At 46.5% G+C, this 24,580-nt stretch carries 34 protein-coding genes; all 34 read left to right on the plus strand.

Translation table 11 applies throughout. The annotated features are described in order from the left end of the window. Positions 1 to 29: 29 nt before the first annotated feature. The gene (rpoC, locus tag SD425_RS03915; RefSeq protein WP_324675618.1) at positions 30 to 4,379 is read left to right on the plus strand and encodes a DNA-directed RNA polymerase subunit beta'; all 4,350 of its coding nucleotides are present in this window, start codon (positions 30 to 32) and stop codon (positions 4,377 to 4,379) included. Positions 4,380 to 4,484: 105 nt separating this feature from the next. After that, on the plus strand, positions 4,485 to 4,820 hold the full coding sequence (locus SD425_RS03920; RefSeq protein WP_324675620.1) for a DUF3467 domain-containing protein: 336 nt from the start codon (positions 4,485 to 4,487) through the stop codon (positions 4,818 to 4,820). 342 nt (positions 4,821 to 5,162) lie between these two features. Continuing rightward, positions 5,163 to 5,591 (plus strand): 30S ribosomal protein S12, encoded by a 429-nt coding sequence (gene rpsL, locus SD425_RS03925; protein WP_054410986.1) that lies wholly within the window; start codon positions 5,163 to 5,165, stop codon positions 5,589 to 5,591. A gap of 79 nt (positions 5,592 to 5,670) precedes the next feature. Beyond that, positions 5,671 to 6,138 carry a 30S ribosomal protein S7 gene (rpsG, locus tag SD425_RS03930; RefSeq protein WP_086592733.1) on the plus strand — a complete coding sequence of 156 codons (468 nt, stop codon included), beginning with the start codon at positions 5,671 to 5,673 and terminating at the stop codon, positions 6,136 to 6,138. A gap of 100 nt (positions 6,139 to 6,238) precedes the next feature. Beyond that, complete coding sequence (fusA, locus tag SD425_RS03935; protein WP_086592734.1) at positions 6,239 to 8,380, plus strand: elongation factor G; 2,142 nt, start codon at positions 6,239 to 6,241, stop codon at positions 8,378 to 8,380. A gap of 20 nt (positions 8,381 to 8,400) precedes the next feature. Beyond that, the gene (gene rpsJ / locus SD425_RS03940; RefSeq protein ID WP_044515480.1) at positions 8,401 to 8,706 is read left to right on the plus strand and encodes a 30S ribosomal protein S10; all 306 of its coding nucleotides are present in this window, start codon (positions 8,401 to 8,403) and stop codon (positions 8,704 to 8,706) included. Positions 8,707 to 8,844: 138 nt separating this feature from the next. Then, positions 8,845 to 10,119 (plus strand): O-antigen ligase family protein, encoded by a 1,275-nt coding sequence (locus SD425_RS03945; RefSeq protein WP_324675626.1) that lies wholly within the window; start codon positions 8,845 to 8,847, stop codon positions 10,117 to 10,119. Between the two features lie 804 nt (positions 10,120 to 10,923). Next, positions 10,924 to 11,655 (plus strand): O-antigen ligase family protein, encoded by a 732-nt coding sequence (locus tag SD425_RS29985; RefSeq protein WP_416381035.1) that lies wholly within the window; start codon positions 10,924 to 10,926, stop codon positions 11,653 to 11,655. A 225-nt stretch (positions 11,656 to 11,880) separates the two neighbouring features. Further along, a complete protein-coding gene (gene rplC / locus SD425_RS03950) occupies positions 11,881 to 12,501 on the plus strand; it encodes a 50S ribosomal protein L3 (RefSeq protein ID WP_324675628.1) in 621 nt (206 codons plus the stop codon). Between the two features lie 6 nt (positions 12,502 to 12,507). Then, entirely contained in the window at positions 12,508 to 13,146 is a 639-nt protein-coding gene (gene rplD / locus SD425_RS03955) for a 50S ribosomal protein L4 (RefSeq protein ID WP_324675630.1), read from the plus strand. Further along, a complete protein-coding gene (gene rplW, locus SD425_RS03960; RefSeq protein ID WP_324675632.1) occupies positions 13,146 to 13,433 on the plus strand; it encodes a 50S ribosomal protein L23 in 288 nt (95 codons plus the stop codon). The genes rplD and rplW overlap by 1 nt, the downstream gene beginning before the upstream one ends. A gap of 36 nt (positions 13,434 to 13,469) precedes the next feature. Then, a complete protein-coding gene (gene rplB / locus SD425_RS03965; protein ID WP_324675634.1) occupies positions 13,470 to 14,297 on the plus strand; it encodes a 50S ribosomal protein L2 in 828 nt (275 codons plus the stop codon). A gap of 2 nt (positions 14,298 to 14,299) precedes the next feature. Beyond that, positions 14,300 to 14,578 (plus strand): 30S ribosomal protein S19, encoded by a 279-nt coding sequence (gene rpsS, locus SD425_RS03970; protein WP_086592741.1) that lies wholly within the window; start codon positions 14,300 to 14,302, stop codon positions 14,576 to 14,578. A gap of 1 nt (position 14,579) precedes the next feature. Then, positions 14,580 to 15,053, plus strand: coding sequence for a 50S ribosomal protein L22 (gene rplV / locus SD425_RS03975; protein WP_324675637.1), 474 nt, complete (start codon positions 14,580 to 14,582; stop codon positions 15,051 to 15,053). Positions 15,054 to 15,059: 6 nt separating this feature from the next. Continuing rightward, on the plus strand, positions 15,060 to 15,932 hold the full coding sequence (gene rpsC, locus SD425_RS03980) for a 30S ribosomal protein S3 (protein ID WP_324675639.1): 873 nt from the start codon (positions 15,060 to 15,062) through the stop codon (positions 15,930 to 15,932). A gap of 37 nt (positions 15,933 to 15,969) precedes the next feature. Continuing rightward, complete coding sequence (gene rplP / locus SD425_RS03985) at positions 15,970 to 16,392, plus strand: 50S ribosomal protein L16 (protein ID WP_324675641.1); 423 nt, start codon at positions 15,970 to 15,972, stop codon at positions 16,390 to 16,392. A gap of 4 nt (positions 16,393 to 16,396) precedes the next feature. Further along, positions 16,397 to 16,609: a 50S ribosomal protein L29 gene (gene rpmC, locus SD425_RS03990; RefSeq protein WP_324675643.1), complete on the plus strand. Its 213-nt coding sequence runs from the start codon at positions 16,397 to 16,399 to the stop codon at positions 16,607 to 16,609. A 3-nt stretch (positions 16,610 to 16,612) separates the two neighbouring features. Continuing rightward, complete coding sequence (rpsQ, locus tag SD425_RS03995; protein WP_324675645.1) at positions 16,613 to 16,903, plus strand: 30S ribosomal protein S17; 291 nt, start codon at positions 16,613 to 16,615, stop codon at positions 16,901 to 16,903. A gap of 1 nt (position 16,904) precedes the next feature. After that, complete coding sequence (rplN, locus tag SD425_RS04000) at positions 16,905 to 17,273, plus strand: 50S ribosomal protein L14 (protein WP_073107059.1); 369 nt, start codon at positions 16,905 to 16,907, stop codon at positions 17,271 to 17,273. A gap of 12 nt (positions 17,274 to 17,285) precedes the next feature. After that, on the plus strand, positions 17,286 to 17,552 hold the full coding sequence (gene rplX / locus SD425_RS04005) for a 50S ribosomal protein L24 (protein ID WP_416381021.1): 267 nt from the start codon (positions 17,286 to 17,288) through the stop codon (positions 17,550 to 17,552). Between the two features lie 13 nt (positions 17,553 to 17,565). After that, positions 17,566 to 18,126 (plus strand): 50S ribosomal protein L5, encoded by a 561-nt coding sequence (rplE, locus tag SD425_RS04010; protein WP_324675651.1) that lies wholly within the window; start codon positions 17,566 to 17,568, stop codon positions 18,124 to 18,126. Further along, entirely contained in the window at positions 18,119 to 18,388 is a 270-nt protein-coding gene (gene rpsN / locus SD425_RS04015) for a 30S ribosomal protein S14 (RefSeq protein ID WP_086592748.1), read from the plus strand. Before rplE ends, rpsN begins: the two co-directional genes overlap by 8 nt. Before the next feature lie 187 nt (positions 18,389 to 18,575). Beyond that, positions 18,576 to 18,974 (plus strand): 30S ribosomal protein S8, encoded by a 399-nt coding sequence (gene rpsH / locus SD425_RS04020; RefSeq protein ID WP_324675654.1) that lies wholly within the window; start codon positions 18,576 to 18,578, stop codon positions 18,972 to 18,974. A gap of 14 nt (positions 18,975 to 18,988) precedes the next feature. Further along, positions 18,989 to 19,543: a 50S ribosomal protein L6 gene (gene rplF / locus SD425_RS04025; protein WP_324675656.1), complete on the plus strand. Its 555-nt coding sequence runs from the start codon at positions 18,989 to 18,991 to the stop codon at positions 19,541 to 19,543. A gap of 12 nt (positions 19,544 to 19,555) precedes the next feature. Then, a complete protein-coding gene (gene rplR, locus SD425_RS04030; RefSeq protein ID WP_324675658.1) occupies positions 19,556 to 19,906 on the plus strand; it encodes a 50S ribosomal protein L18 in 351 nt (116 codons plus the stop codon). Between the two features lie 4 nt (positions 19,907 to 19,910). Beyond that, positions 19,911 to 20,477 carry a 30S ribosomal protein S5 gene (gene rpsE / locus SD425_RS04035; RefSeq protein ID WP_324675660.1) on the plus strand — a complete coding sequence of 189 codons (567 nt, stop codon included), beginning with the start codon at positions 19,911 to 19,913 and terminating at the stop codon, positions 20,475 to 20,477. A gap of 5 nt (positions 20,478 to 20,482) precedes the next feature. Further along, positions 20,483 to 20,662, plus strand: coding sequence for a 50S ribosomal protein L30 (rpmD, locus tag SD425_RS04040; RefSeq protein ID WP_324675662.1), 180 nt, complete (start codon positions 20,483 to 20,485; stop codon positions 20,660 to 20,662). Positions 20,663 to 20,673: 11 nt separating this feature from the next. Then, entirely contained in the window at positions 20,674 to 21,120 is a 447-nt protein-coding gene (gene rplO / locus SD425_RS04045) for a 50S ribosomal protein L15 (RefSeq protein WP_324675664.1), read from the plus strand. 12 nt (positions 21,121 to 21,132) lie between these two features. Further along, positions 21,133 to 22,449 carry a preprotein translocase subunit SecY gene (secY, locus tag SD425_RS04050; RefSeq protein ID WP_324675666.1) on the plus strand — a complete coding sequence of 439 codons (1,317 nt, stop codon included), beginning with the start codon at positions 21,133 to 21,135 and terminating at the stop codon, positions 22,447 to 22,449. Positions 22,450 to 22,452: 3 nt separating this feature from the next. Continuing rightward, a complete protein-coding gene (map, locus tag SD425_RS04055) occupies positions 22,453 to 23,223 on the plus strand; it encodes a type I methionyl aminopeptidase (RefSeq protein ID WP_324675668.1) in 771 nt (256 codons plus the stop codon). Positions 23,224 to 23,227: 4 nt separating this feature from the next. Then, positions 23,228 to 23,446 (plus strand): translation initiation factor IF-1, encoded by a 219-nt coding sequence (infA, locus tag SD425_RS04060; protein WP_086592757.1) that lies wholly within the window; start codon positions 23,228 to 23,230, stop codon positions 23,444 to 23,446. A 9-nt stretch (positions 23,447 to 23,455) separates the two neighbouring features. Beyond that, complete coding sequence (gene rpmJ / locus SD425_RS04065) at positions 23,456 to 23,572, plus strand: 50S ribosomal protein L36 (RefSeq protein WP_071890035.1); 117 nt, start codon at positions 23,456 to 23,458, stop codon at positions 23,570 to 23,572. Between the two features lie 27 nt (positions 23,573 to 23,599). After that, positions 23,600 to 23,977, plus strand: a complete 378-nt coding sequence (gene rpsM, locus SD425_RS04070) for a 30S ribosomal protein S13 (protein ID WP_324675673.1) — start codon at positions 23,600 to 23,602, stop codon at positions 23,975 to 23,977. A gap of 79 nt (positions 23,978 to 24,056) precedes the next feature. Next, a complete protein-coding gene (rpsK, locus tag SD425_RS04075; protein WP_086592759.1) occupies positions 24,057 to 24,449 on the plus strand; it encodes a 30S ribosomal protein S11 in 393 nt (130 codons plus the stop codon). Positions 24,450 to 24,580 lie beyond the last annotated feature (131 nt).

The raw sequence follows: 24,580 nt of genomic DNA on the forward strand, positions 1-24,580 counted from the left end.
CCGACATAAGTTTTTAGAGAAACGACAGCATGGCGTTTGCAAAAAATAAAAAACTGGTGCAGGACTTCTCGAAAGTCACTATTTCACTGGCTTCGCCCGAATCCATTTTGGAGCGGTCGAACGGAGAGGTAGTGAAGCCCGAGACGATCAACTACCGGACGTACAAGCCTGAAATGGGTGGCTTGTTCTGCGAGCGGATTTTCGGTCCTGTGAAGGATTGGGAATGCCACTGCGGCAAATACAAGCGCATTCGTTATAAAGGCATCATCTGCGACCGTTGCGGCGTAGAGGTGACCGAGAAAAAGGTGCGTCGTGAGCGGATGGGCCACATCGAATTGGTGGTGCCTGTTGCTCACATTTGGTACTTCAAGTCTTTGCCCAACAAAATTGGCTACCTGCTGGGCCTGCCCACCAAGAAGCTAGATCAGATCATCTACTACGAGCGTTATGTAGTAGTACAACCTGGTGTTCTGGCTGAGGAGGGTGTACAGCAACTCGACTTCCTCACCGAAGATGAGTACCTCGACATCATCGATAAGCTCCCCCGCGAGAACCAGATGTTGCCGAATGAAGACCCTAATAAATTCATTGCCCGGATGGGAGCCGATGCGCTGCAACTTCTGCTGGAGCGCACCAACCTAGATGAGCTTTCCTATTCTCTCCGCGACTCTGCGGCGCATGAAACTTCACAGCAGCGTAAAGCTGAAGCGTTGAAGCGTCTGCGCGTAGTAGAAGCGTTCCGCGATGCGGCTACTCGTATCGAGAACAAGCCGGAGTGGATGGTAATTCGCATGGTACCGGTAATCCCACCGGAACTGCGTCCGCTTGTGCCGTTGGATGGTGGCCGCTTTGCTACCTCCGACTTGAACGACCTGTATCGTCGCGTAATTATCCGTAACAACCGCTTGAAGCGTCTGATCGAGATCAAAGCGCCTGAAGTGATTCTGCGGAACGAGAAGCGTATGCTACAGGAAGCGGTTGACTCGCTGTTCGACAACTCGCGTAAGGTGAACGCCGTGCGCGCTGAAGGTAACCGTGCACTGAAGTCGCTGTCTGATATGCTGAAAGGCAAGCAGGGCCGCTTCCGTCAGAACTTGCTAGGTAAGCGTGTTGACTATTCAGGTCGTTCGGTTATCGTCGTTGGTCCTGAGCTGAAATTGCACGAGTGCGGTCTGCCCAAGAACATGGCAGCTGAGCTGTTCAAGCCGTTCATCATCCGTAAGCTCATTGAGCGCGGTATTGTGAAGACGGTAAAGTCAGCAAAGAAGATCGTTGACCGCAAAGATGCCGTGGTATGGGACATCTTGGAGAACGTACTGAAAGGACACCCTGTGCTCCTGAACCGTGCTCCTACGCTGCACCGTCTAGGTATTCAAGCTTTTCAACCACGTCTAATTGAGGGCAAAGCTATTCAGCTGCATCCTCTCGTTTGTACTGCCTTCAACGCTGACTTTGACGGTGACCAGATGGCTGTGCACGTTCCACTAGGACCGGCTGCTATCTTGGAAGCTTCGATGCTCATGTTGGCGTCGCACAACATCCTGAACCCTGCCAACGGCGCACCTATTGCGGTACCGTCGCAGGACATGGTTCTAGGTTTGTACTACGTAACCAAAGGCAAGCGTAGCACCGACGATGAGAACGTACAAGGTGAAGACCGTATGTTCTACTCCGATGAGGAAGTAGTAATTGCCATCAACGAAGGCCAGCTTTCGAAGCACGCTTACATCAAGGTGCGTACGAAAGTACGTGACGAAAATGATGAGCTTGTAACGAAAGTTATCGAGACTGTTGCTGGCCGTGTGCTGTTCAACCAGTTGGTGCCTGAAGAAGTAGGTTTTGTTGACGAATTGTTGACGAAGAAGAAGCTTCAGCAAATCATCTCGTTGGTGTTCAAGCGTTCGGGCATGGCTCGTACCGCTCAGTTCCTTGACGACATTAAGACCTTAGGTTTCCAGTCAGCTTACAAAGGTGGTCTGTCGATGGGTCTAGGTGACATCCAGATTCCTGCGGAGAAAGATGCTCTGGTAGCCCAAGCTCAAGCAGATGTAGCTGCCGTGACGCAGAACTACCAGATGGGTCTGATTACAGATAACGAGCGTTACAACCAAGTTATTGACATCTGGACGCGTATCAACAACCAGATCACGGAGACGCTAATGGGACGCCTTGAAAAGGAGAACCAAGGCTTCAACTCGATCTACATGATGATGCACTCTGGTGCTCGTGGTTCGCGTGAGCAGATCCGTCAGCTTGGCGGTATGCGTGGTTTGATGGCTAAGCCTCAGAAGTCGTTGCAAGGTTCGGTAGGTGAGATTATTGAAAACCCGATTTTGTCTAACTTCAAAGAAGGTCTAGACGTTATCGAGTACTTCATTTCAACCCACGGTGCTCGTAAAGGTCTTGCTGACACTGCTCTGAAGACAGCTGACGCAGGTTACCTGACCCGTCGTCTAGTAGACGTATCACAAGACGTAATCGTGAACGAAGTAGACTGCGGTACGCTGCGTGGCCTTGAAGTTTCGGCTTTGAAGGACAACGAAGACATCGTAGAGTCACTGGCTGAACGTATCCTAGGTCGTGTAGCTGTTCACGATGTAGTTCATCCTGTAACAGACGAAGTAATTCTGCCGGCTGGTGAAGAAATCACCGAAGAATATACTCGCTTGATTGACAATGCTGGTATTGAGACGGTGGAAATCCGTTCAGTACTGACTTGCGAATCGAAGCGTGGTATCTGTGCTAAGTGCTATGGTCGTAACCTGTCTTCAGGCCGCATGGTACAGAAAGGTGAGGCAGTAGGTGTTATCGCTGCACAATCCATCGGTGAGCCTGGTACCCAGTTGACGTTGCGTACGTTCCACGTAGGTGGTACAGCTTCTAACATCGCAGTTGAGGCTAGCATCCGCGCTAAGTTCAACGGTGTAGTAGAATTCGAAGACATCCGTACTGTTGACAGCACCAACGCTGAAGGCGAGAAGGTAAAAGTTGTAATGGGCCGCTCGGGTGAAATCCGCATCGTGGAGCCTAACACAGGTAAAGTTTACATTTCGAACCACGTGCCTTACGGCTCGTTCCTCTACGCTGACGAAGGTCAGCAAGTAGAGAAAGGGTTTGTGATGTGTAACTGGGACCCTTACAACGCTGTCATTCTATCCGAATTCGACGGTACTGTACAATATGATGCTATTACGGAAGGTGTCACTTACCGTGAAGAGTCGGACGAGCAAACAGGTCACCGCGAGAAAGTAATCATTGAGTCTAGAGACAAGACGCAGAACCCCTCGATCATTGTGAAGCCTGGTAAGTCAGGCGACACAGAAGGTCAGAAAGGATACAGCATTCCGGTTGGTTCGCACATCAACGTGGAGAACGGCGACAAGATCAAAGCTGGCCACATCCTAGCTAAGATCCCGCGTGCCGTGGGTAAAACCCGTGACATCACCGGTGGTCTACCTCGCGTTACTGAATTGTTCGAAGCTCGTAACCCATCGAACCCAGCTGTTGTGTCGGAAATTGATGGTGTAGTAACTTACGGTACGGTGAAGCGTGGTAACCGCGAAATCTTCGTCGAGTCGAAAGACGGTGTGAAGAAGAAGTACATGGTGCCATTGTCTAAGCACATCCTAGTGCAGGACAATGACTTCGTACGTGCTGGTATGCCACTTTCTGATGGTGCTATCACGCCAACTGACATCCTGAACATTCAGGGGCCAGGTGCTGTGCAGGAGTACCTCGTGAATGAAATTCAGGAAGTATATCGCCTGCAGGGTGTAAAGATCAACGACAAACACATCGAGGTGGTAGTTCGTCAGATGATGCAGAAAGTGGTCATCCTTGATGCTGGCGACACAACCTTCCTGGAGAACCAGGTAATCGACAAGATTACGTTCATGGAGGAAAACGATACCATCATTGACATGAAGGTCGTTACTGAAGCAGGAGACTCTCCGAACTTGAAGCCTGGCCAGATCGTGAGTGCCCGTCGTTTGCGCGATGAGAACTCTAGCTTGAAGCGCCGTGACCTCAAGTTGGTGCAGGTACGTGAGGCGCAGCCCGCTGTGTCGCGTCCTACACTTCAAGGTATCACACAGGCTTCGCTCGGTACTCAGTCGTTCATCTCGGCAGCATCCTTCCAGGAGACGACGAAGGTGCTTTCAGAAGCTGCCATCCGTGGTAAGGCTGATGAGTTGCTCGGACTGAAGGAGAACGTGATTGTGGGTCACCTCATTCCAGCCGGTACTGGCCTGCGTGAATACACGCGCCAAGTTGTTGGCTCGAAAGAGGAGTTGGAAGCGCTGCAAGCTGCTAAAGCTGAAGCTCCTGAGCCCAAGCGTACTTCGCGAGCTAGCAAGCGGGAAACTTCTGTACAGGAGTAGGTCTCACTTAATGCTTGAATTAGGAAAGCCGACTGGGATGACCAGTCGGCTTTTTCTTTTTAGTAATTTTACTAAACTATCTAGTCCCAAACAGAACGACACACCATGGAACAAGAGCCTTCTGACTTGAATAATCCACAGGACCCTAACGCCATCAACATTGAATTGCCAGAAGCTATTGCGGAAGGCGAGTACGTAAACCTAGCTATGATAGCTCATAGCAGCAGCGAGTTCGTGATAGATTTTATACGAATGATGCCTGGTGTTCCAAAAGCCAAAGTAAAGTCACGCATCGTTCTCACGCCGGAGCATGCTAAGCGCCTACTGAGCGCATTAGGAGACAACCTCACTCGATTTGAACAAACATTCGGTGCTATCAAGCAGCATGCGGATGTACCTAGCTTTCCGATGAACTTTGGTGGAACGATGGGTGAGGCATAGGAGTTATTGACGTCAACAAAGTAATAGTTAAGTACCCACTTGTTGCTTTTAAGCTTACCAACATACCATTTTGTAATAATAACTCCTGGTCACAGCTAGCAGGAAGCAAAGACCGAAGAAGTCAAAAGGCAGAAAAGCATATTGTATAAAAAGCAACATGTTACTCATGACAATCTGAAGGAGTTGAGTACGCTGCACTTATGACTTGTAAATATTAATCGAGAGACATCAGCATTCTATAAAATTATCTATTTCAACCTGTTTGCTATTCTGATTCAGAACCTCTACCTTTGCAAGCCTAATTTTTTGGGAGAGAACCCCCCTCGACAAACCATTCTATAGATGCCAACCATCAATCAATTAGTACGAAAAGGAAGAGAGAAGCTGACGACCAAGTCGAAGTCGCCTGCTCTCGATTCTTGCCCGCAGCGCCGTGGCGTGTGCACCCGTGTATACACCACTACGCCTAAGAAGCCGAACTCGGCCATGCGTAAAGTCGCTCGCGTGCGTCTCACCAATGGCAAAGAAGTCAACGCCTACATCCCAGGCGAAGGCCATAACCTGCAGGAGCACTCGATCGTGCTGATTCGCGGTGGCCGTGTAAAAGACTTGCCAGGTGTACGTTACCACATCATTCGTGGTGCCCTCGACACAGCTGGTGTAAATGGTCGTCTGCAGCGCCGTTCCAAGTATGGCGCTAAGCGTCCTAAGCCAGGTCAGCCAGTAGCAACTGGAAAAGGCGGCAAACCAGCACCCGGTAAGAAGAAATAAGCTAGTAGGGAGTAATTGGTATTGAGTGTTGAGACCTGTTCTCTTCTCAATACTTAATACTCAATACCTAATACTAACCATGAGAAAGTCAAAACCAAAGAAGCGCATTCTCCTGCCTGACCCAAAGTACAAGGAGACGCTAGTAACCCGTTTCGTAAACTACATGATGTACGACGGGAAGAAAAACCTAGCTTATACCATTTTCTACGATGCTTGTGAATTAGTTGAGCAGCGTACTAAAGAGAATGGATTAGAGCAGTGGCGCAAGGCATTAAATAATGTAATGCCGAGCGTGGAAGTAAAAAGCCGCCGCGTAGGCGGTGCTACTTTTCAAGTGCCGATCGAAGTACGTGCTGACCGTAAGATCTCAGTTGGCATGAAATGGATGATCCAGTATGCACGTCGTCGTGGCGAAAAGACCATGAAAGACAAGCTAGCTGGTGAAATCATTGCAGCTGCCAAGGGAGAAGGTGCTTCTGTTAAAAAGAAGGATGACACCCACCGGATGGCTGAAGCTAATAAAGCTTTCTCGCACTTCCGATTCTAGTATTAGCATTTTTGGCGGTTAGGGGATTTAGTAGTCTAATTTTGTGTTCAGACAATTACTAGGGCTTTGAGTCCTCTAGCTTCTAAGATTCAACAAGAAAATGGCTAAGCAAGACCTTAAATACCTCCGTAACATTGGGATTATGGCGCACATTGACGCCGGTAAAACCACAACTTCGGAGCGCATTCTTTATTATACTGGCAAAACCCACAAGATCGGCGAGGTGCACGAAGGTGCAGCCACGATGGACTGGATGGAGCAGGAACAGGAGCGAGGTATCACAATTACGTCGGCTGCTACCACCACTTTTTGGAATTACCCTACAGACGAGAAGGGTGACCCAACATCAGAGACCAAGCAGTATAAGATCAATTTGATCGATACTCCTGGTCACGTAGACTTTACTGTAGAAGTAGAACGTTCGTTGCGAGTACTCGACGGTGCAGTTGCTTTATTTTGCGCTGTATCTGGTGTAGAGCCTCAGTCGGAGACAGTATGGCGTCAAGCTGATAAGTACAAAGTACCGCGCATCTGTTTTGTTAACAAAATGGACCGTGCTGGTGCTGACTTCTTCAAAGCTGTTGCTGAGATCAAAGACAAGCTAGGTGCTAATCCAGTGCCTTTGCAAATCCCCATAGGTGCTGAAGATACTTTCAAAGGCGTTGTAGACTTGCTTACTGGTAAGGCTATTGTATGGGATGATGCTACACAAGGCAAATCGTATCATGAGATTCCAGTACCTGAGGATCTAGTGGATACCGTAGCTGAGTGGCGTCAAAAGCTGGTAGAAAGCGTAGCTGAATATGATGACGCACTACTCGAGAAGTTTTTTGATGATCCAGATAGCATCACTCGTGAGGAAATGATGGTGGTAATCCGCAAAGCGGTTATCGACATGAAGTTCTCACCTGTAATGTGTGGCTCTGCATTCAAAAACAAAGGAGTGCAGTCAATGCTAGACGGTGTAATGGCGTATTTGCCTTCACCGTTAGATATGCCTCCTATCATTGGTACTAACCCAGATACCAACGAAGAGGAAGTTCGCCAGCCAACTACAGATGCTCCTTTCTCTGCATTGGCATTCAAAATTGCTACTGACCCCTTCGTAGGACGCTTGTGCTTCTTCCGTTGCTACAGTGGCGTTCTAGAGGCTGGTTCATATGTGTTCAACAACCGTACTGAGAAGAAAGAGCGTATTTCGCGTTTGATGCAGATGCACTCCAACAAACAAAACCCAATTGACCGCCTTGAGGCTGGTGATATTGGTGCTGGTGTTGGCTTCAAAGACATCAAAACAGGAGATACACTAACCGACGAGAAGAACAAGCTAGTTCTTGAGTCGATGAGCTTCCCAGAGCCAGTTATCGGTTATGCTATCGAGCCCAAAACCCAGGCTGACGTAGACAAAATGGGTATGGCGATTGCCAAATTGGTTGAAGAAGACCCGACCTTGACTGTACAGACTGATCCTGAAACCGGACAGACAGTGCTTCGTGGTATGGGTGAGCTACACCTTGAGATTATCATTGACCGTATGCGTCGTGAATTCAAGGTTGAGATCAACCAAGGGGCACCTCAGGTTGCTTATAAGGAGGTTCTTACCAAGAAGGTTGAGCACCGTGAGACTTATAAGAAGCAAACAGGTGGCCGTGGTAAATTTGGTGATATTGTTTTCGAACTTGGTCCAAAAGAAACAGAACCTGAAAAGCCTGGTTTTGAGTTCGATAACGCTATCGTAGGTGGTGTTATTCCACGCGAATTCATCGCACCTATCCAAAAAGGTTTTGAGGAAGCCATGAAAAATGGTCCTCTAGCTGGCTTCCCTGTTGAAGGTATGAAGGTGCGTTTGTTCCACGGTTCTTATCACGATGTTGACTCTGACGCTTTGTCGTTTGAATTGGCAGCTCGTGGCGGATTCCGCGAAGCAGCTCGTCAAGCTGGTCCTAAACTTCTTGAGCCAATTATGGCAGTAGAAGTAGTTTGCCCAGATGAGTACACTGGCCCTGTAACCGGTGACCTAAACCGCCGTCGCGGTTTGATGAAGGGTATGGATACGAAAGCAGGGGCTCAGCTTATTAAGGCAGATGTACCTCTTTCAGAGTTGTTCGGTTATGTGACTGACCTACGTACAATCTCTTCGGGTCGCGCTTCCGCTTCTCTGACGTTCTCTCACTATGAGCAAGTTCCTCAGAACTTAGCAGAAGGCATTATCGCCAAAACAAAAGGTAACGCTGTCCGCTAATTGCTTTCAGACTAAGAAAAATGAACCAGAAAATTCGTATCAAACTTAAGTCCTACGATCATAATCTCGTGGATAAGTCATCCGAGAAGATCGTGAAAGCGGTGAAGGCTACGGGTGCTATTGTAAGCGGACCAATTCCGTTGCCAACAAACAAAGAGAAGTTCACAGTCCTTCGTTCGCCTCACGTGAACAAGAAGTCTCGTGAGCAATTTCAGCTCTGCACGTACAAGCGTTTAGTAGATATCTACTCGACTTCATCGAAGACAGTAGATGCTCTAATGAAGCTAGAATTGCCTAGCGGCGTTGATGTTGAGATTAAAGTTTGATCAGGTCATTCTATCTCTAATTAAAAACACCCTCTGGTTAGTAAACCAGAGGGTGTTTTTTTGTCCTAGCCAAACGATGATGCTAGGTATGGTTATTTGCTTTATTTACGCGAGGATGTACAAACATCCGATAAAACCATGAACTGTATATACACAACACCTATATCGCTTACACACCGGCTGGCCGAGATATTTTGTGCAACTATTATCATTGGCCTTTTTACCAAGGGGTTCTTACCAGCTTTATCTACCATCGGTACAATCTGTCTCTTCTTAACTGCCCTCCTTTATCAAGTCGCAAATACGAAAGAGAAAGCAAACAGGAGCAACTGGGTGATATATATGATGCCAACAGGTGTCTTTTTAGTTCATCTATTTTCTGGCTTAAACACAGAAGTAGCACATAGGCAAGGGTTATGGGAAGATTTGCTTCTGGAGTCCCCTTTTTTGTTGCTACCTCTATCTTTTGTGTTGCTGCCGAAATGGCCAGAGCAATATCTGAATCGGTTGTTCTTGCTATTCTTCTGCTTAGTGCTCCTATCTGCGTTAGGGAGTACAGCCAATTACGTGTTGCATGCTGATGAGATTAACAAGCTGTATTCTCAATCGCAAATAATGCCGACTGTACCGGATTATATACGTTTCAGTTTGATGGTGACATTTGCAATTGTGATAGCCGTACAATTTGTCAGAAGCAAGGCTATTACGAAGCAGAAGCGTTTTGCATTAATTGTAAGCGTAACGTTCCTAGTACTATACCTGTACTTGCTTGCTGTGCGTAGCGGTCTAGGAGCTTTCAACGCGCTGGGTCTATTTGCTATAGTATGGTTGGTTTGGAAGCGCCGAGAATATACTCAGGCAATAGTGTTAGCTACACTATTAATCTTGTTGCCTGCAATGAGCTTCTTCTGCTTTCCTACTTTCCGGAACAAATATTATAACACTCAATACGATGTAGCGCAAGTACAAACTTCAGGTTCTGCTAATAACCTATCACTAGTTGGACGATTCTATTCCTATAAGGTAGGCTTACAATTGGTGCGGCAATATCCTTGGTTTGGTGTAGGTAAAGCTGACATGGAGCAAGAAGTAAGCTATTTCTATAGGCGTGACTATCCTGATATTGATCCTAGTTCTTATCTAATGCCACATAACCAGTTCCTCTATTACCTAGTGGCTTTTGGCTGTATAGGGTTAATGGCATTTCTATACTGCTTCTATTACCCTTTGTTAGTAGCTTGGCAGCAAAACTCTTTATTACTGATAGCCCATTACGTGATAGTTTCTTGTTCCTTCATAGTTGAATTTACTCTAGATCAAAAGAACCAAATAGGCGCTATGTATAGCATATTATTTATATTGCTATGTACAGCGAATATGATTTCGAGTAAGGACAAGCAGCTTAATCAGTAAAAGAGATGATTGTTGTCTTACTACTCATTGATATCAACTGAAGTCTCGGTGCTGGGTAATATGTTGTTGTGAGAGTCAAGGGTATAACATGGAGCCGGACTTTCTCCAACTTGAGAAACTAAGTTAGTTGTGGTGCATTCAGAGGCCATTCTAGTAGCTTTTCCAAGCTTTGAATATATGATAGCACGATAAATAGTATGTGTAGCATCTTTCTTGTAAGAGATTGTACTTAGCTTGCGCTATTTTCCACCCAACGTAACTTAGTCATTGATGACGGTGCTTACCTATTCGCGAGTCCAACTTATAGCGACGGTGTTTTGCGCCTTTATTATTGCAGGACTTTTTACAAGTAGTTTCTTTAGAATACTACCTAGCATCGGTATAGCTGGATTGACGATAACAGCCATTTCATACGCTGTTCAAAACCGTCAGATTGGTCAACGATCAATGTGGACCGTATACTTAGCGCTCACTGCTGTCTTTGTACTTCACTTGTTAAGTGGCTTAAATACTCAGGTAGAGAATAAAAGCGATTACTGGCGTGATATACTGCTCCAATCACCTTTCCTGCTTTTACCAGTCTCTTTTTGGCTCCTACCGCCTATAAAAGCGTTTTACCTGAGATCCTTATGGACACTATTTTTTACTCTGGTAATAGTCTTTGCTCTTGGTAGTACTGTCAACTACTTACTGAATGCTGAGTACATCAACGAAACGTACTTGCATTCGCGAGTAATGCCTACTGAGCCGGATCACATTCGTTTCAGTTTGATGATATCGTTAGCAGCTGCTGTAGGTGCAATCATGCTGGTGCACAAAGCGTGGTCATCGAGCTGGAGTCGTTGGTTAATTATAGCTGGTACTGTCTTTTTAGCCTTCTATCAACACTTGCTTGCAGTTCGCAGCGGATTGATAACATTCTATGCTTTGAGCATCATAACTACAATCTGGTTAGTGAAAGTAAAAAGTTACCGGATTGCAGTGAAGTTGAGTCTATGCTTGTGCTTACTACCTATCCTAAGTTTCATATGTTTTCCAACCTTCCGTAATAGGTTCCATAACACTCGCGAAGATATAGGTCAGGTGGATCAGATACGTTCTGCTGATAATTACTCGTTAACTGGACGGGTATATTCGTATAAAGTAGCTATGCGTGTAGTGAAAGAGAACTTGTGGGTAGGAGTGGGAAACGTAGACATGCAACAAGAGCTAGCGAGACAGTACAAAGAAACATTCCCTACTATAAAGACAACATCTTATATAAAACCTCACAATCAGTTTATCTATTCTCTAGTAGCCTTTGGCGTAGTAGGAGTGTTGTTCTTCGTGGCTTGCTTCTATTATCCACTAATTTGGTCATGGCCACAGCATACTCCTCTGCTCATAGCTCATTATTGCATTATCACATTGTCGTTCCTGGCTGAGTATACATTAGAAACCCAAATAGGACTTACATTCTCGCTTATGTTCTTATTACTCGCTTTAGCTGGTTTAACTAGCAAAAGTGATCAAGACGGTCTTTGGACACCAGTTTAAAGGTGTTAAGCTATGTAGATAGCGTTTACAGATCTGGCATCGGTACTATCAGGCTGAACTACCTGGTTTATAACTTCTAAGCTAGGAATGAGTAAGAGAAGTAGGCTATAAAAAATATTTAAAACTAGGCTGGGAAAACACTTAACTATTCCCTAGCTTTGCACTCCCATTACGAAAACGCTATTTGGGCGTTTTCTCTGTGTCTTTCAATAAAATATCAAACGAATGCCTGGCATCATCGGTAAAAAAATCGGTATGACAAGCCTCTTCACTCCGGACGGGAAGAATATTCCTTGCACGCTTATTGAAGCGGGTCCGTGCGTAGTGACGCAGGTGAAAACGCTAGAGAACGACGGGTATACCGCTGTTCAACTCGGCTACGGCGAGAAAAAAGCGAAAAATACCACTAAAGCATTAGTCGGTCACTTCACGAAGGCTGGTACCACTCCTAAGAAGAAGCTCGTTGAGTTTCGTACAGAGTCAGTAGGTAACTATACAGCTGGTAGCGAAATCAAAGCAGACCTCTTCGAAGAAGGCGAGTTTGTTGATGTAGTAGGTACTTCAAAAGGCAAAGGCTTTCAAGGTGTAGTTAAGCGCTACAACTTTGCTGGGGTAGGTGGTCAAACACACGGCCAGCACAACCGTCTTCGTCACCCTGGTTCAATTGGTGCGTGTTCTTGGCCCTCACGTGTGTTTAAAGGTATGCGTATGGGTGGCCGCATGGGTGGCGATCGGGTAAAAGTGCAAAACTTAAAAGTGATGCGCGTAGTAGCTGACAAGAATCTAATCTTAGTTAGCGGCTCTATTCCTGGTGCTAAAAACTCTTACGTAGTCCTGGAAAAATAACGCGAGATGGAACTGTCAGTATACAACATTAAGGGGGAGGACACCGGCCGTAAGGTAACGCTGTCAGACGCTATATTTGGCGTTGAGCCCAATGAGCATGTGATGTACCTCGACGTAAAGCAATACCTAGCTAACCAGCGCCAAGGAACGCACAAGTCGAAGCAACGCAACGAAGTACATGGTACGACGAAGAAGCTCAAGAAACAAAAAGGCACTGGTGGTGCTCGTGCTGGTAGCATGAAGTCACCCGTATTCGTAGGTGGTGGCCGGGTATTTGGACCTCAACCTCGCGATTATAGCTTCAAGCTTAATAAGAAGACAAAGCGCCTTGCTCGTCTTTCCGCATTAAGCACTTTGGCTAATGAAGGTAAGGTTGCATTAGTAGAGACTATCACTCTTGATGCTCCAAAAACTAAAGAGTTTGCCTCCATTCTAGCTAGCTTGAAACTAAATAACGGCAAAAAGACTTTGCTCGTGACTGGTGAAGCTAACAAGAATGTTGTGCTATCTGCTCGCAATATCCAGCGCATAAAGGTTGCTACACCAGTAGCACTGAACACGCACGATCTACTTAACACAGATACGCTGCTGTTGTCAGAAGATGGGTTGAAGTCGTTGGAACAACTTTATACTACTGCTGAGTAATGAGCACGTTAAGGAAACCAATCGTGACCGAAAAGGCCACGGCCCTGAATGAGAAAGGTCAGTATGCTTTCGAAGTAGAGCGGAACGCTAACAAAGTTCAGATTAAGAAAGATATTGAGCAGCTGTACGGTGTAACGGTAACAGGCATTAGCACTATCCGCACACAAGGCAAACTCAAGTCGAAGTTCACGAAAGGCGGCGCTGTATCTGGCCGTCGTGCGTCGATCAAAAAGGCAATTGTAACCGTGAAAGAAGGCGATGTAATCGACTTCTATAGCGGCATCTAAGCAGATTAAATCTGCATAAGCGCATTTTAAGGTAAAATGGCACTCAAAAAACTAAGACCAACATCACCGGGTCAACGATTTCGCATCGCCCCGGCTTTCGACGAGATAACCACGTCGACGCCGGAGAAATCGTTGTTGGCGCCCATGGAAAAATCCGGTGGCCGTAACAACTCAGGCAAAATGTCCAACCGCTATATCGGTGGTGGACACAAGCAGAAGTATCGTGTTATCGACTTCAAGCGTGACAAAGCTGGTGTTTCAGCTACGGTGAAGACGATTGAGTACGATCCGAACCGTACTGCTCGCATCGCTCTACTCAACTACGCCGATGGCGAGAAGCGTTATATTATCGCTCCTGCTGGTTTAGAAGTAGGTACGACAGTTGTTTCGGGCCCCGGTGTTGCTCCTGAAGTAGGTAATGCTCTCACCTTGCGTGAAATTCCTCTAGGTACTATCGTTCATAACATTGAATTAATGCCTGGTGGTGGCGCCTCTATCGCTCGCTCAGCTGGTACTTATGCCCAGTTGGTAGCTCGCGAAGATAAATATGCTACGTTGAAACTGCCCTCAGGTGAGATGCGTATGGTACTCGTTACCTGCATGGCTACTATTGGCACCGTTTCAAATGGTGACCACATGAACGTACGTCTTGGCAAAGCTGGCCGTAATCGTTGGTTGGGCCGCCGTCCACGTGTACGTGGTGTAGCTATGAACCCAGTAGATCACCCCATGGGTGGTGGTGAAGGTAAGTCGAGCGGTGGTCACCCACGCAGCCGCAACGGTATCTTTGCTAAGGGTCAAAAGACCCGTAATAAGAACAAGTATTCTGAGCAGCTCATCGTAAACCGTAAAGGGAAGAAATAACAATGGCACGTTCGCTAAAAAAAGGGCCGTACATTGACTTCCGGCTCGAGAAGAAAGTTTCGGCAATGGACGATTCCGGTAAAAAATCAGTGGTGAAGACTTGGTCGCGCCGCTCGATGATTTCTCCAGACTTCGTTGGCCACACCTTCGCTGTGCATAACGGCAATAAATTCATCCCAGTATACGTGACTGAGAATATGGTCGGCCACAAACTAGGCGAGTTCGCTCCTACGCGAAATTTCCGTGGTCACGTAGCTAAGAAAGATAAAGGCAAGCGCTAAGATGGAAGCTACTGCTAAACTCCGTAACGTGCCTACTTCACCGCGCAAAATGCGGTTGGTAGCCAACCTAGTTCGTGGTCAAAAAGTAACCCGTGCTCTAGGCTTGCTAAAATTTGAAGCTAATTCAGGCGCTGAGAAAATCGAGAAGTTGCTTTTGTCGGCCCTAGCCAACTGGCAGCAGAAGAACGAGAATGAGCGCATTGAGGAAGCGAACCTTTACATCAAAGAGATCTTTGTTGACGAAGGCCGCCAGTTGAAGCGTTTACGTCCTGCTCCTCAAGGCCGTGGACACCGCATCCGCAAGCGTAGCAATCATGTGACTTTAGTAATTGATTCGAAAGTAGAGCCTCTAGGAAGCAAAGCTGCTATCCAACAGATTGAGGAAACTAATTCGGTTCAAACTGACGTTACCCGCACTCGTCGCGGTTCTTCAAAGAAAACAACTACTGAAAAGACGGCTGAAGCCACCGCTTAATCAACTATGGGACAGAAAGTAAATCCAGTTGGCTTCCGTTTGGGTGTCATCAAAGGATGGGACTCGAACTGGTATGGCGGTAAAGACTTCGCCGACAAACTAGTTGAGGACGAAAAAATCCGTAAATATATTTTAGCTCGTATCCCGAAGGGAGGCATCTCCCGCATCGTAATCGAGCGCACCCTAAAGCGTATTACCATTACAATTAATACTGCTCGCCCAGGTGTTGTAATTGGTAAGGGTGGTCAAGAAGTTGATAAGATTAAGGACGAACTTAAGCAGATTACCAGCAAAGACGTTCAGATCAATATTTTCGAGATCAAACGTCCTGAGCTTGATGCTAAGCTAGTAGGAGAGAGCATTGCTCAACAACTACAAGCTCGTATCTCTTTCCGTCGTGCTATGAAGCAAGCTATTCAAGCTGCTTTGCGCGTCGGTGCTGAAGGTATCAAAGTACAGTGTGGTGGCCGTTTAGGCGGTGCTGAAATTGCTCGTTCTGAGCAGTACAAAGAGGGTCGTACGCCGCTACATACGTTGCGTGCTGATATCGACTATGCTTTGTCAGAAGCTCAGACAGTTTATGGCAAAATCGGCATCAAGGTGTGGATTATGCGTGGCGAAATTTTTGGCAAGCCTGATCTTTCGCCAAACCAGCAGCCAGCTAACCAAGGTGGTGAAAATCGTAATGATCGTAACGACCGTGGTCCACGTGGTGAGCGTGGTGACCGTGGCGGCGACCGTGGTCCACGTCGTGACCGTAACGATCGTGGCGGCGAAGGCCGTGGCGACCGTGGAGGTGATAACCGTAGTGGACAAGCTGGTCAAGGCGGCCAACGCCGCGGTGGCGGAGGTGGACAGAATCGTGGCCCACGTCGTTAATCCTTTCTTCTTCTCGAATTTATATTTTCGATAACTCATGTTACAACCGAAAAGGACCAAGTATCGGAAGATGCAAAAGGGTCGCGTAACAGGCTTAGCCTACCGCGGCAGCTCCATTGACTTCGGTTCATTTGCTATCAAGTCGCTGGAAACTGCGTGGATTACTGCTCGTCAAATCGAAGCTGCCCGTATCGCAATGACTCGTGCTATGAAGCGTGAAGGTCAAGTATGGATCCGCATTTTTCCAGACAAGCCTATTACCAAAAAACCTGCTGAGGTTCGTATGGGTAAAGGTAAAGGCTCGCCTGAATATTGGGTAGCTATTGTGCACCCAGGTACCATCATGTTTGAATCTGATGGTGTACCGCTTGAAGTTGCTCAGGAATCGTTGCGTCTTGCGGCGCAGAAACTGCCCGTGAAGACGAAGTTCGTTGTTCGTCGTGACTACTTAGAAAGCTAGTAAGATGAAAAACACTGATATCCGCAACCTCTCAGTGGAGGAGCTAAAAAACCAGATCAAAACTGAACAAACCAATGGCCAATCATTGCGCTTTGCGCATGCTATTTCGCCCTTGGAAAACCCGATTCGCCTGAAGCAAAACCGCAAGAACGTAGCCCGTCTGAAGACCGAGCTTACCCGTCGCGAAAAAGAGCAGGCTAATCAAACTGCTAAATAAACGATGGCAAGCAACGAAGAACAGCAGGCCACAAGCGCAGCAGAGCGCAACCTGCGGAAAGAGATTATCGGGCGCGTAGCCAGCTCCAAAATGGATAAGTCCATCACGGTAGTGGTTGAGCAAAAGCAAAAGCACCCGATCTATGGTAAATTCGTGAGCAAGACGACTAAGTTCATGGCTCACGATGAAAACAACGAATGTGGTGAAGGTGATACGGTTCGGATTATGTCGACTCGTCCACTAAGCAAGAACAAGCGTTGGAGATTGGTAGAAATTGTAGAGCGCGCTAAGTAAGATGATCCAGCAAGAATCCCGTCTGACTGTCGCTGATAATAGCGGCGCCAAAGAAGTGCTCTGCATCCGTGTCTTAGGTGGCACAGGTAAAAAGTATGCTAGCGTAGGAGACAAGATCGTTGTTTCGATCAAGTCGGCTATTCCTTCTGGCAATGCAAAGAAAGGCACTGTATCTAAAGCAGTGGTAGTTCGCACGAAGAAGGAGGTACGCCGTAAAGACGGTTCGTACATCCGTTTCGATGACAACGCTGCTGTATTGCTCAACAATAACGATGAGCCCCGCGGTACTCGCATCTTCGGACCAGTAGCTCGTGAGTTGCGTGAGCGTCAGTTCATGAAGATTGTTTCATTGGCCCCTGAGGTTCTGTAAGCATAGTAGCATATGGCAACGAAAGCAAAAGACCAAAAGCCCGCGAAACTTCACGTAAAGACCGGTGACACCGTAACGGTGATTGCGGGTGATGAGAAAGGTAAAACTGGCACCATAAAGTCGGTAAACCGTTCAACGCAGCGTGTAATCGTGGAAGGCCTGAACTTGGTTACTAAGCACAACAAACCAAGTGCAAAGAACCCCCAAGGTGGCATCACTAAGATCGAAGCCGGAATTCACGTAAGCAACGTGAAGCGCTTGGAATCGACCAACGCCTAACCTGTTCACGACAATGGCTAGACTTAAAGAAATATATCAAAAAGACGTAGTACCTGCGCTCCAGGAAAAATTCCAGTTCAAGAGCATCATGCAGGTGCCTCGCATCACAAAGATCTGCATCAACCGTGGTATCGGATCAGCTGTTGCTGATAAGAAACTAGTTGATAATGGTGTGGACGAGTTGACGACTATCACTGGTCAAAAAGCTGTTCCCACTATCGCAAAACGCTCTGTATCGAACTTCAAGCTTCGTGAAGGCATGCCGATTGGTGCTCGAGTTACCCTCCGTGGTGACCGGATGTACGAATTCATGGATCGTTTACTAACAGTGGCTCTCCCACGGGTGCGTGACTTCAAAGGCATCAATGACAAAGGCTTTGATGGTCGCGGTAACTATACCCTAGGTATTAAAGAGCAAATTATCTTCCCAGAAATATCGATTGATAAAATCAAATCAATTTCTGGTATGGATATTACCTTTGTTACGACTGCCGAGAATGATGAGCAGAGCTACGAGCTTCTGCGAGCTTTCGGTATGCCGTTCACCAACGCCAAGAAACAGAACAATGGCTAAGGAATCTGTTAAAGCAAGAGAAAGAAAGCGCATTGCCACGGTAGCGCGGTATGCTGAAAAGCGTAAAGCATTGAAAGCCGCTGGTGATTACGAAGGCTTAGATAAGCTGCCTCGTAATGCTTCGCCAGTTCGTATCCATAATCGCGACAAGATCAATGGTCGTCCTCGTGGTTATATGCGTAAATTTGGTATTAGCCGTGTAACATTCCGTGAAATGGCTTTAGCTGGTAAAATCCCCGGCGTAACGAAAGCTAGCTGGTAATTATCACCAGGTGCTACTTTTACTATAGTAGCGAAGTAGTATTTGGCAGGTTGCCGAAAGAAACCATTGGACGGAACTAAACACCGCGCCAAGTAGTCTTAACCGAAAATTTCGTCGCTATTGATATAGCGGCGAAATTTTTCTTATCTTTGCGCTCCCGAAAAAGGAGTGTCTTCCTCAATATCAAATGAATACAGATCCAATTGCCGATTACTTAACCCGCTTGCGTAATGCAATCAAGGCGAACCATCGGGTAGTAGAGATTCCGGCTAGTAACATCAAAAAGGAAATTACGAAAGTACTCTACCATAAAGGGTATATTCAAAGTTACCGTTTCGATGATGCTTCGGTTCAAGGTACTATCAAGATTGCCTTGAAGTATAACCCTGCTACTAAACAACCTGCTATTACAAAACTTGAGCGTGTAAGCACGCCTGGTCTTCGTAAATATGCGCACGTTGAAAACCTTCCTCGTGTGTTAAGTGGCTTAGGTATTGCGATTTTGTCTACGTCGAAAGGCGTCATGACAGAGAAAGAAGCAAAAACTGAAAATGTGGGCGGCGAAGTGCTGTGCTACGTTTACTAAGAAAGAAACGCACTATGTCACGTATTGGTAAACTGCCAATCAGCCTGCCTACCAACGTCCAGGTTGAAGTAAGCAACGATAACGCCGTAACGGTAAAGGGCCCTAAGGGTACTTTAACTACACCCGTGGATCGTGATATCACAGTGGAGAGAGTAGATGGCCAATTGGTCGTAACTCGTCCAACTGAACAGAAGCGCCACAAAGCTATGCATGGCTTGTACCGTTCTCTCATCAACAACATGGTAGTCGGTGTGAGCAATGGCTATAGCGAGCAGCTAGAACTTGTAGGTGTAGGTTACAAAGCCACAGTAGCAAGCAATACGCTTGAGCTATCTTTGGGTTACTCACACAATATCTTCTTAGCACTTCCCAAGGAAGTTACAGCTACTGCTGTAACTGAAAAAGGTAAGAACCCAATCGTTACGTTGACTAGCATCGATAAACAGTTGCTAGGTCAGGTAGCTGCTAAGATTCGTTCGTTGCGCAAGGTTGAGCCTTATAAAGGCAAAGGTGTACGCTTCGTTGGCGAGCAGATTCGTCGTAAGGCTGGTAAAACAGCTTCGAAATAATATTGTATCATCATGGCTTTCGATAAAGCAACAAGAAGAAAACGGATCCAGCGCATCATCCGCACTAAGGTCGCTGGCACGTCCGAGCGTCCACGTTTGGCAGTGTTTCGCAGCAATACAGGGATTTATGCCCAGATTATTGACGATACAATTGGCCATACGTTGGCGTCTGCTTCCTCGAAGCACGTTTCGGTGGAAGGGGGCAACGGAGTAGCTCTCGCTGCCGCAGTAGGCAAAGAACTTGCTTCGCGTGCTCAGGCAAAAGGCATTTCGAAAGTGGTATTTGACCGTTCAGGTTATCTCTACCACGGCCGCGTAAAATCACTAGCAGAGGGAGCCCGCGAAGGCGGCCTCAATTTCTAAGAATATGTCGCAAGATAACAGAGATAACCGCGGTGGTCAGAACCGTGACCGTAGCGGTAACCGTGAACAGCAAGCTCCTCGTGCTGGTGACAACGACCTGAAAGAAAAGGTTGTTGCTATTAATCGGGTAGCTAAAGTAGTAAAAGGTGGTCGTCGCTTCAGCTTCTCAGCTATTGTTGTTGTTGGAGATGGTAACGGCACCGTAGGCTATGGCCTAGGAAAGGCGAACGAAGTTACTGATGCTATTGCAAAAGGTATTGATGATGCTAAGAAGAACTTGGTTAAAGTTCCTCTTTATAAGCACACAGTGCCTCACATAATGGAAGGTAAGTATTCAGGCGGTTATGTACTTGTACAACCAGCAGCAGCTGGTACAGGTGTAATTGCTGGTGGCGCTATGCGCGCTGTCTTTGAAAGCGCTGGTATCAAAGATGTGCTAGCAAAGTCGAAAGGATCTTCAAACCCACACAACGTGGTAAAGGCCACTTTCGATGCTTTAAATAAGATGCGTGATCCACTGCAAATTGCGCAGCAGCGTGGTATCTCTCTTCAACAAGTTTTCCACGGCTAAGCGAGATGGCACAAGTAAAGATTAAATTAGTAAAAAGCGTTATCGACCGCCCAGAGCGGCAGAAACGCACTGTCAAAGCTCTCGGCTTGGGCAAGATAGGTAGCATGACGGAGAAAGAAAATACTCCTCAAATTGCCGGTATGATAGCTGCTGTGCAGCACTTAGTAGAAGTAACTGAACTCTAGGAATAGTCGACATGAATCTCAGCAATCTCAAGCCCGCTGCTGGTGCTACGCGCAACGAAAAGCGCATTGGCCGTGGTACGGGTTCAGGCCGCGGTGGTACATCTACTCGGGGTCATAAAGGTGCAAAGTCTCGTTCAGGCTATTCTAAAAAGTCTGGCTTCGAAGGCGGTCAAATGCCATTACAGCGCCGAGTACCTAAATTTGGTTTCAATAACATCAATCGTGTAGAATACAAAGGAATCAACCTTGATATTCTTCAAACGCTAGCAGAGAAAAACGGCTCCACTACAATGGATGCTAGTTACTTTGTAAGCCACGGGTTGGTGTCTAAGAATGCCAAGGTAAAAGTATTGGGTCGGGGTGAAATCACTCAAGCTCTTGAAGTACATGCTCATGCTTTCTCAAAGTCCGCTATCGAAGCTATTGAGAAAGCTGGTGGTAAAGCTGTGACGTTGTAAAGCCTCGAGGCAATGAACAAATTCATCACAACGATTAAGAACATTTTTGCTATTGAAGATCTGCGTATGCGGATCTTCAATACGCTTTTTTTTATTGCCATCTACCGGCTAGGTTCTTACGTTGTGCTGCCCGGCGTTGATCCTACTAGGTTGAAGCAAGGTGCACAAGGCCTATTTGGCATCCTAGACACTTTATTAGGAGGAGCCTTCAGCCACGCATCCATTTTTGCTTTGGGTATTATGCCCTACATCTCTGCTTCAATTGTATTACAGCTATTAACTATAGCTGTACCGTACTTTCAGAAGCTACAGAAAGAAGGTGAATCAGGCCGCAAGAAGATAAACCAATACACTCGCATTCTGACCATTCCAATTGTAATGGCACAGTCTGTTGGGTTTATTGCTACAATCAATACGGAAGCAATTATAGCTCCGGGTACGTTGTTTACCATTTCCACAATGATCATTCTTACAGCAGGCACTCTGTTCTGTATGTGGCTTGGCGAAAAGATTACCGACAAAGGTATTGGAAACGGTATTTCCATGATCATCATGATTGGCATTGTGTCACGTTTGCCTGGTGCTATTATCGGTGAAGCAGCGGCAAAAGGTATGCGCGGTTCACTGATCTTCCTAATCGAGATGGTTGTGTTGTTCCTGGTAGTAATGGCAGTAATTGTTCTTACTCAAGCGGTTCGTCGTATACCAGTTCAATATGCAAAACAAGTAGGAGGCACAACACAACTGAACGCTCAACGTCAGTTTATTCCTCTTAAGGTGAATGCTGCTGGTGTAATGCCAATCATCTTCGCTCAGTCGTTGATGTTTGTCCCAGCCATCGTTGCATCCATTTGGCAAAATGATAGTGATACAGCTAGCTACATTGGGGTAAAGTTTTCTGATTACACTTCATGGCAATACAATCTAGTATTTAGCTTGCTCATCATCGTCTTCACTTACTTCTACACTGCTATAAGTGTAAACCCTAACCAGATTGCTGACGATCTGAAGCGGAGTGGTGGTTTTGTACCAGGTGTTAAGCCTGGGCGTGATACTTCAGAACATATGGATGAAGTATTAACGCGAATCACTTTACCTGGTGCAGTTGCTTTAGCTTTGATTGCTATATTCCCTGCTTTAGCTTTGTTGGCTGGTATTACTCGGCCTATGTCAGCATTCTATGGCGGAACTTCTCTAATCATTATGGTTGGTGTAGTGCTTGATACATTAAATCAAGTAGAAAGCTACTTACTAATGCGCCATTATGATGGTATGATGAAGACAGGTAAATTACGTGGCCGTGCGCAAAACATTGCAATGGCCTCTTAAGACATGCTTGTTTACAAAACTGAGGAAGAAATAGATTTGATGAAAGCTAGTGCCAAAGTGCTAGCTCAAGCTCATGGGGAAGTAGCTTCCATGATCAAGGAAGGGGTTACTACACGGCAACTTGATTCTCGTGCGGAGGAATTCATTCGTGACCATGGTGGACAACCTTCTTTCAAAGGATACAACGGCTTCCCTTTTAGCCTTTGCATTTCGCCTAACTCAGTAGTAGTACATGGTTTTCCTAGTGACTACGTACTAAGAAGCGGTGATATCATTTCTGTAGATGCTGGCGTCTTATTAAACGGGTATCATAGTGATAGCGCTTACACTTACCCAGTAGGTGAAGTTGCACCAGAAGTACTAGCTCTACTTGAGTCTACCAAACAATCGTTGTACTTAGGGATTGAAAAAGCTATAGCTGGTAACCGAATAGGTGATGTAGGCTATGCTATTCAAAACTTCGTTGAAAAGCGAGGTTACGGTGTCGTTAGAGAGTTAGTAGGCCACGGAGTAGGACGAGATTTACATGAGCAGCCACAAGTGCCTAATTATGGTAAGCGTGGTGCGGGCGTCAAGTTGCAGTCAGGTTTAGTTCTAGCAATTGAGCCTATGGTGAATCTTGGAACCAAAAACGTTGTTCAAGAAGCAGATGGCTGGACAATAAGGACGAAAGACCGTAAGCCATCGGCTCATTTTGAGCACACAGTAGTAGTCAGAAAAGAAAAGGCGGAGATTCTCACCTCCTTCGAATACATAGAAAAAGCCTTACAGTAGCCTTATGGCCAAACAATCCTCCATTGAGCAGGACGGAGTAATTCTGGAAGCCCTCTCTAACGCGATGTTTCGAGTTGAGTTGGAAAACGGTCATCAGCTGGTGGCTCATATTTCCGGAAAGATGCGGATGCACTACATCAAGATCCTGCCAGGAGACAAGGTGAAGCTTGAAATGTCGCCCTACGACTTGTCTAAGGGCAGAATTGTTTATCGTTACAAATAACCCGACGACATGAAAGTCAAAGCATCGGTTAAGAAGCGCAGCGTTGACTGTAAGGTGATCCGCCGCAAAGGCAAGCTTTACGTAATCAACAAGAAGAACCCACGCTATAAGCAGCGTCAAGGTTAACAGCACCAGACTTTTCAAAAAAAGCACATGGCTCGTATTGCAGGGGTAGATATCCCGGACAACAAACGCGGCGAAATCGCCCTTACGTACATTTTTGGCATCGGTCGTAGCTCGGCCCAAAAGATCCTAACACAGGCTAGCGTTTCGCTGGACAAGAAAGTTAAGGATTGGACGGAAGCTGAAGCTGGTGAAATCCGTAGCATCATTGCTGCGGAACATAAGACAGAAGGTGTTTTGCGCTCAGAAGTGCAACTTAACATTAAGCGTCTGATGGACATCGGCTGCTACCGTGGTCTACGTCACCGTAAGGGATTGCCGGTTCGTGGTCAACGTACCAAGAACAACTCGCGCACCCGCAAAGGCAAACGGAAAACCGTTGCTAACAAGAAAAAAGCTACTAAATAAATTGTAGCGGGAATCGAAGCCTACCTAGGTGTTGAACTTAGGCAGGCTTCAACACCTTCCGCATTTTTGCGATAACTAAATGGCACAAAAGAGAAAAGACAAAGCCAAGAAGCGCGTTGTCGTTGTTGAGCAGGTAGGACAAGTCCACATAAAGGCTTCATTCAACAACATCATTATTTCTATTACCAACAACAATGGTCAAGTAATTTCTTGGGCATCTGCTGGTAAGATGGGTTTCCGCGGTTCGAAGAAGAACACCCCTTACGCTGCACAAATGGCAGCTACCGACTGCGGTAAAGTGGCTCACGATTTAGGCTTACGTAAAGCTGAAGTATTTGTGAAAGGTCCAGGGTCAGGTCGCGAGTCGGCCATCCGCACTCTCCAAAACGTGGGTATTGAGGTTACTACCATCCGCGATGTAACGCCGCTGCCTCACAACGGCTGCCGTCCTCCTAAGCGTCGTCGCGTTTGATCTACTGAACAGGCAACTTATTACGTTTCGTTAATAAGTCGTTTTTGGTGTTGGAAACTTGATGTGGTCACTATACTGTTGAACACGTCGAAAATACAGCAACACCTTCGGTTCATTCCTCATAAAAATCA

This window comes from Hymenobacter sp. GOD-10R, from assembly GCF_035609205.1.
GTDB lineage: Bacteria > Bacteroidota > Bacteroidia > Cytophagales > Hymenobacteraceae > Hymenobacter.

Excerpts from the sequence above, each read along its gene's own strand:
- rpoC (WP_324675618.1), top strand. The coding sequence starts at position 30 with ATGGCGTTTGCAAAAAATAAAAAACTGGTGCAGGACTTCTCGAAAGTC.
- SD425_RS03920 (WP_324675620.1), top strand. The coding sequence starts at position 4,485 with ATGGAACAAGAGCCTTCTGACTTGAATAATCCACAGGACCCTAACGCC.
- rpsL (WP_054410986.1), top strand. The coding sequence starts at position 5,163 with ATGCCAACCATCAATCAATTAGTACGAAAAGGAAGAGAGAAGCTGACG.
- rpsG (WP_086592733.1), top strand. The coding sequence starts at position 5,671 with ATGAGAAAGTCAAAACCAAAGAAGCGCATTCTCCTGCCTGACCCAAAG.
- fusA (WP_086592734.1), top strand. The coding sequence starts at position 6,239 with ATGGCTAAGCAAGACCTTAAATACCTCCGTAACATTGGGATTATGGCG.
- rpsJ (WP_044515480.1), top strand. The coding sequence starts at position 8,401 with ATGAACCAGAAAATTCGTATCAAACTTAAGTCCTACGATCATAATCTC.
- SD425_RS03945 (WP_324675626.1), top strand. The coding sequence starts at position 8,845 with ATGAACTGTATATACACAACACCTATATCGCTTACACACCGGCTGGCC.
- SD425_RS29985 (WP_416381035.1), top strand. The coding sequence starts at position 10,924 with ATGCTGGTGCACAAAGCGTGGTCATCGAGCTGGAGTCGTTGGTTAATT.
- rplC (WP_324675628.1), top strand. The coding sequence starts at position 11,881 with ATGCCTGGCATCATCGGTAAAAAAATCGGTATGACAAGCCTCTTCACT.
- rplD (WP_324675630.1), top strand. The coding sequence starts at position 12,508 with ATGGAACTGTCAGTATACAACATTAAGGGGGAGGACACCGGCCGTAAG.
- rplW (WP_324675632.1), top strand. The coding sequence starts at position 13,146 with ATGAGCACGTTAAGGAAACCAATCGTGACCGAAAAGGCCACGGCCCTG.
- rplB (WP_324675634.1), top strand. The coding sequence starts at position 13,470 with ATGGCACTCAAAAAACTAAGACCAACATCACCGGGTCAACGATTTCGC.
- rpsS (WP_086592741.1), top strand. The coding sequence starts at position 14,300 with ATGGCACGTTCGCTAAAAAAAGGGCCGTACATTGACTTCCGGCTCGAG.
- rplV (WP_324675637.1), top strand. The coding sequence starts at position 14,580 with ATGGAAGCTACTGCTAAACTCCGTAACGTGCCTACTTCACCGCGCAAA.
- rpsC (WP_324675639.1), top strand. The coding sequence starts at position 15,060 with ATGGGACAGAAAGTAAATCCAGTTGGCTTCCGTTTGGGTGTCATCAAA.
- rplP (WP_324675641.1), top strand. The coding sequence starts at position 15,970 with ATGTTACAACCGAAAAGGACCAAGTATCGGAAGATGCAAAAGGGTCGC.
- rpmC (WP_324675643.1), top strand. The coding sequence starts at position 16,397 with ATGAAAAACACTGATATCCGCAACCTCTCAGTGGAGGAGCTAAAAAAC.
- rpsQ (WP_324675645.1), top strand. The coding sequence starts at position 16,613 with ATGGCAAGCAACGAAGAACAGCAGGCCACAAGCGCAGCAGAGCGCAAC.
- rplN (WP_073107059.1), top strand. The coding sequence starts at position 16,905 with ATGATCCAGCAAGAATCCCGTCTGACTGTCGCTGATAATAGCGGCGCC.
- rplX (WP_416381021.1), top strand. The coding sequence starts at position 17,286 with ATGGCAACGAAAGCAAAAGACCAAAAGCCCGCGAAACTTCACGTAAAG.
- rplE (WP_324675651.1), top strand. The coding sequence starts at position 17,566 with ATGGCTAGACTTAAAGAAATATATCAAAAAGACGTAGTACCTGCGCTC.
- rpsN (WP_086592748.1), top strand. The coding sequence starts at position 18,119 with ATGGCTAAGGAATCTGTTAAAGCAAGAGAAAGAAAGCGCATTGCCACG.
- rpsH (WP_324675654.1), top strand. The coding sequence starts at position 18,576 with ATGAATACAGATCCAATTGCCGATTACTTAACCCGCTTGCGTAATGCA.
- rplF (WP_324675656.1), top strand. The coding sequence starts at position 18,989 with ATGTCACGTATTGGTAAACTGCCAATCAGCCTGCCTACCAACGTCCAG.
- rplR (WP_324675658.1), top strand. The coding sequence starts at position 19,556 with ATGGCTTTCGATAAAGCAACAAGAAGAAAACGGATCCAGCGCATCATC.
- rpsE (WP_324675660.1), top strand. The coding sequence starts at position 19,911 with ATGTCGCAAGATAACAGAGATAACCGCGGTGGTCAGAACCGTGACCGT.
- rpmD (WP_324675662.1), top strand. The coding sequence starts at position 20,483 with ATGGCACAAGTAAAGATTAAATTAGTAAAAAGCGTTATCGACCGCCCA.
- rplO (WP_324675664.1), top strand. The coding sequence starts at position 20,674 with ATGAATCTCAGCAATCTCAAGCCCGCTGCTGGTGCTACGCGCAACGAA.
- secY (WP_324675666.1), top strand. The coding sequence starts at position 21,133 with ATGAACAAATTCATCACAACGATTAAGAACATTTTTGCTATTGAAGAT.
- map (WP_324675668.1), top strand. The coding sequence starts at position 22,453 with ATGCTTGTTTACAAAACTGAGGAAGAAATAGATTTGATGAAAGCTAGT.
- infA (WP_086592757.1), top strand. The coding sequence starts at position 23,228 with ATGGCCAAACAATCCTCCATTGAGCAGGACGGAGTAATTCTGGAAGCC.
- rpmJ (WP_071890035.1), top strand. The coding sequence starts at position 23,456 with ATGAAAGTCAAAGCATCGGTTAAGAAGCGCAGCGTTGACTGTAAGGTG.
- rpsM (WP_324675673.1), top strand. The coding sequence starts at position 23,600 with ATGGCTCGTATTGCAGGGGTAGATATCCCGGACAACAAACGCGGCGAA.
- rpsK (WP_086592759.1), top strand. The coding sequence starts at position 24,057 with ATGGCACAAAAGAGAAAAGACAAAGCCAAGAAGCGCGTTGTCGTTGTT.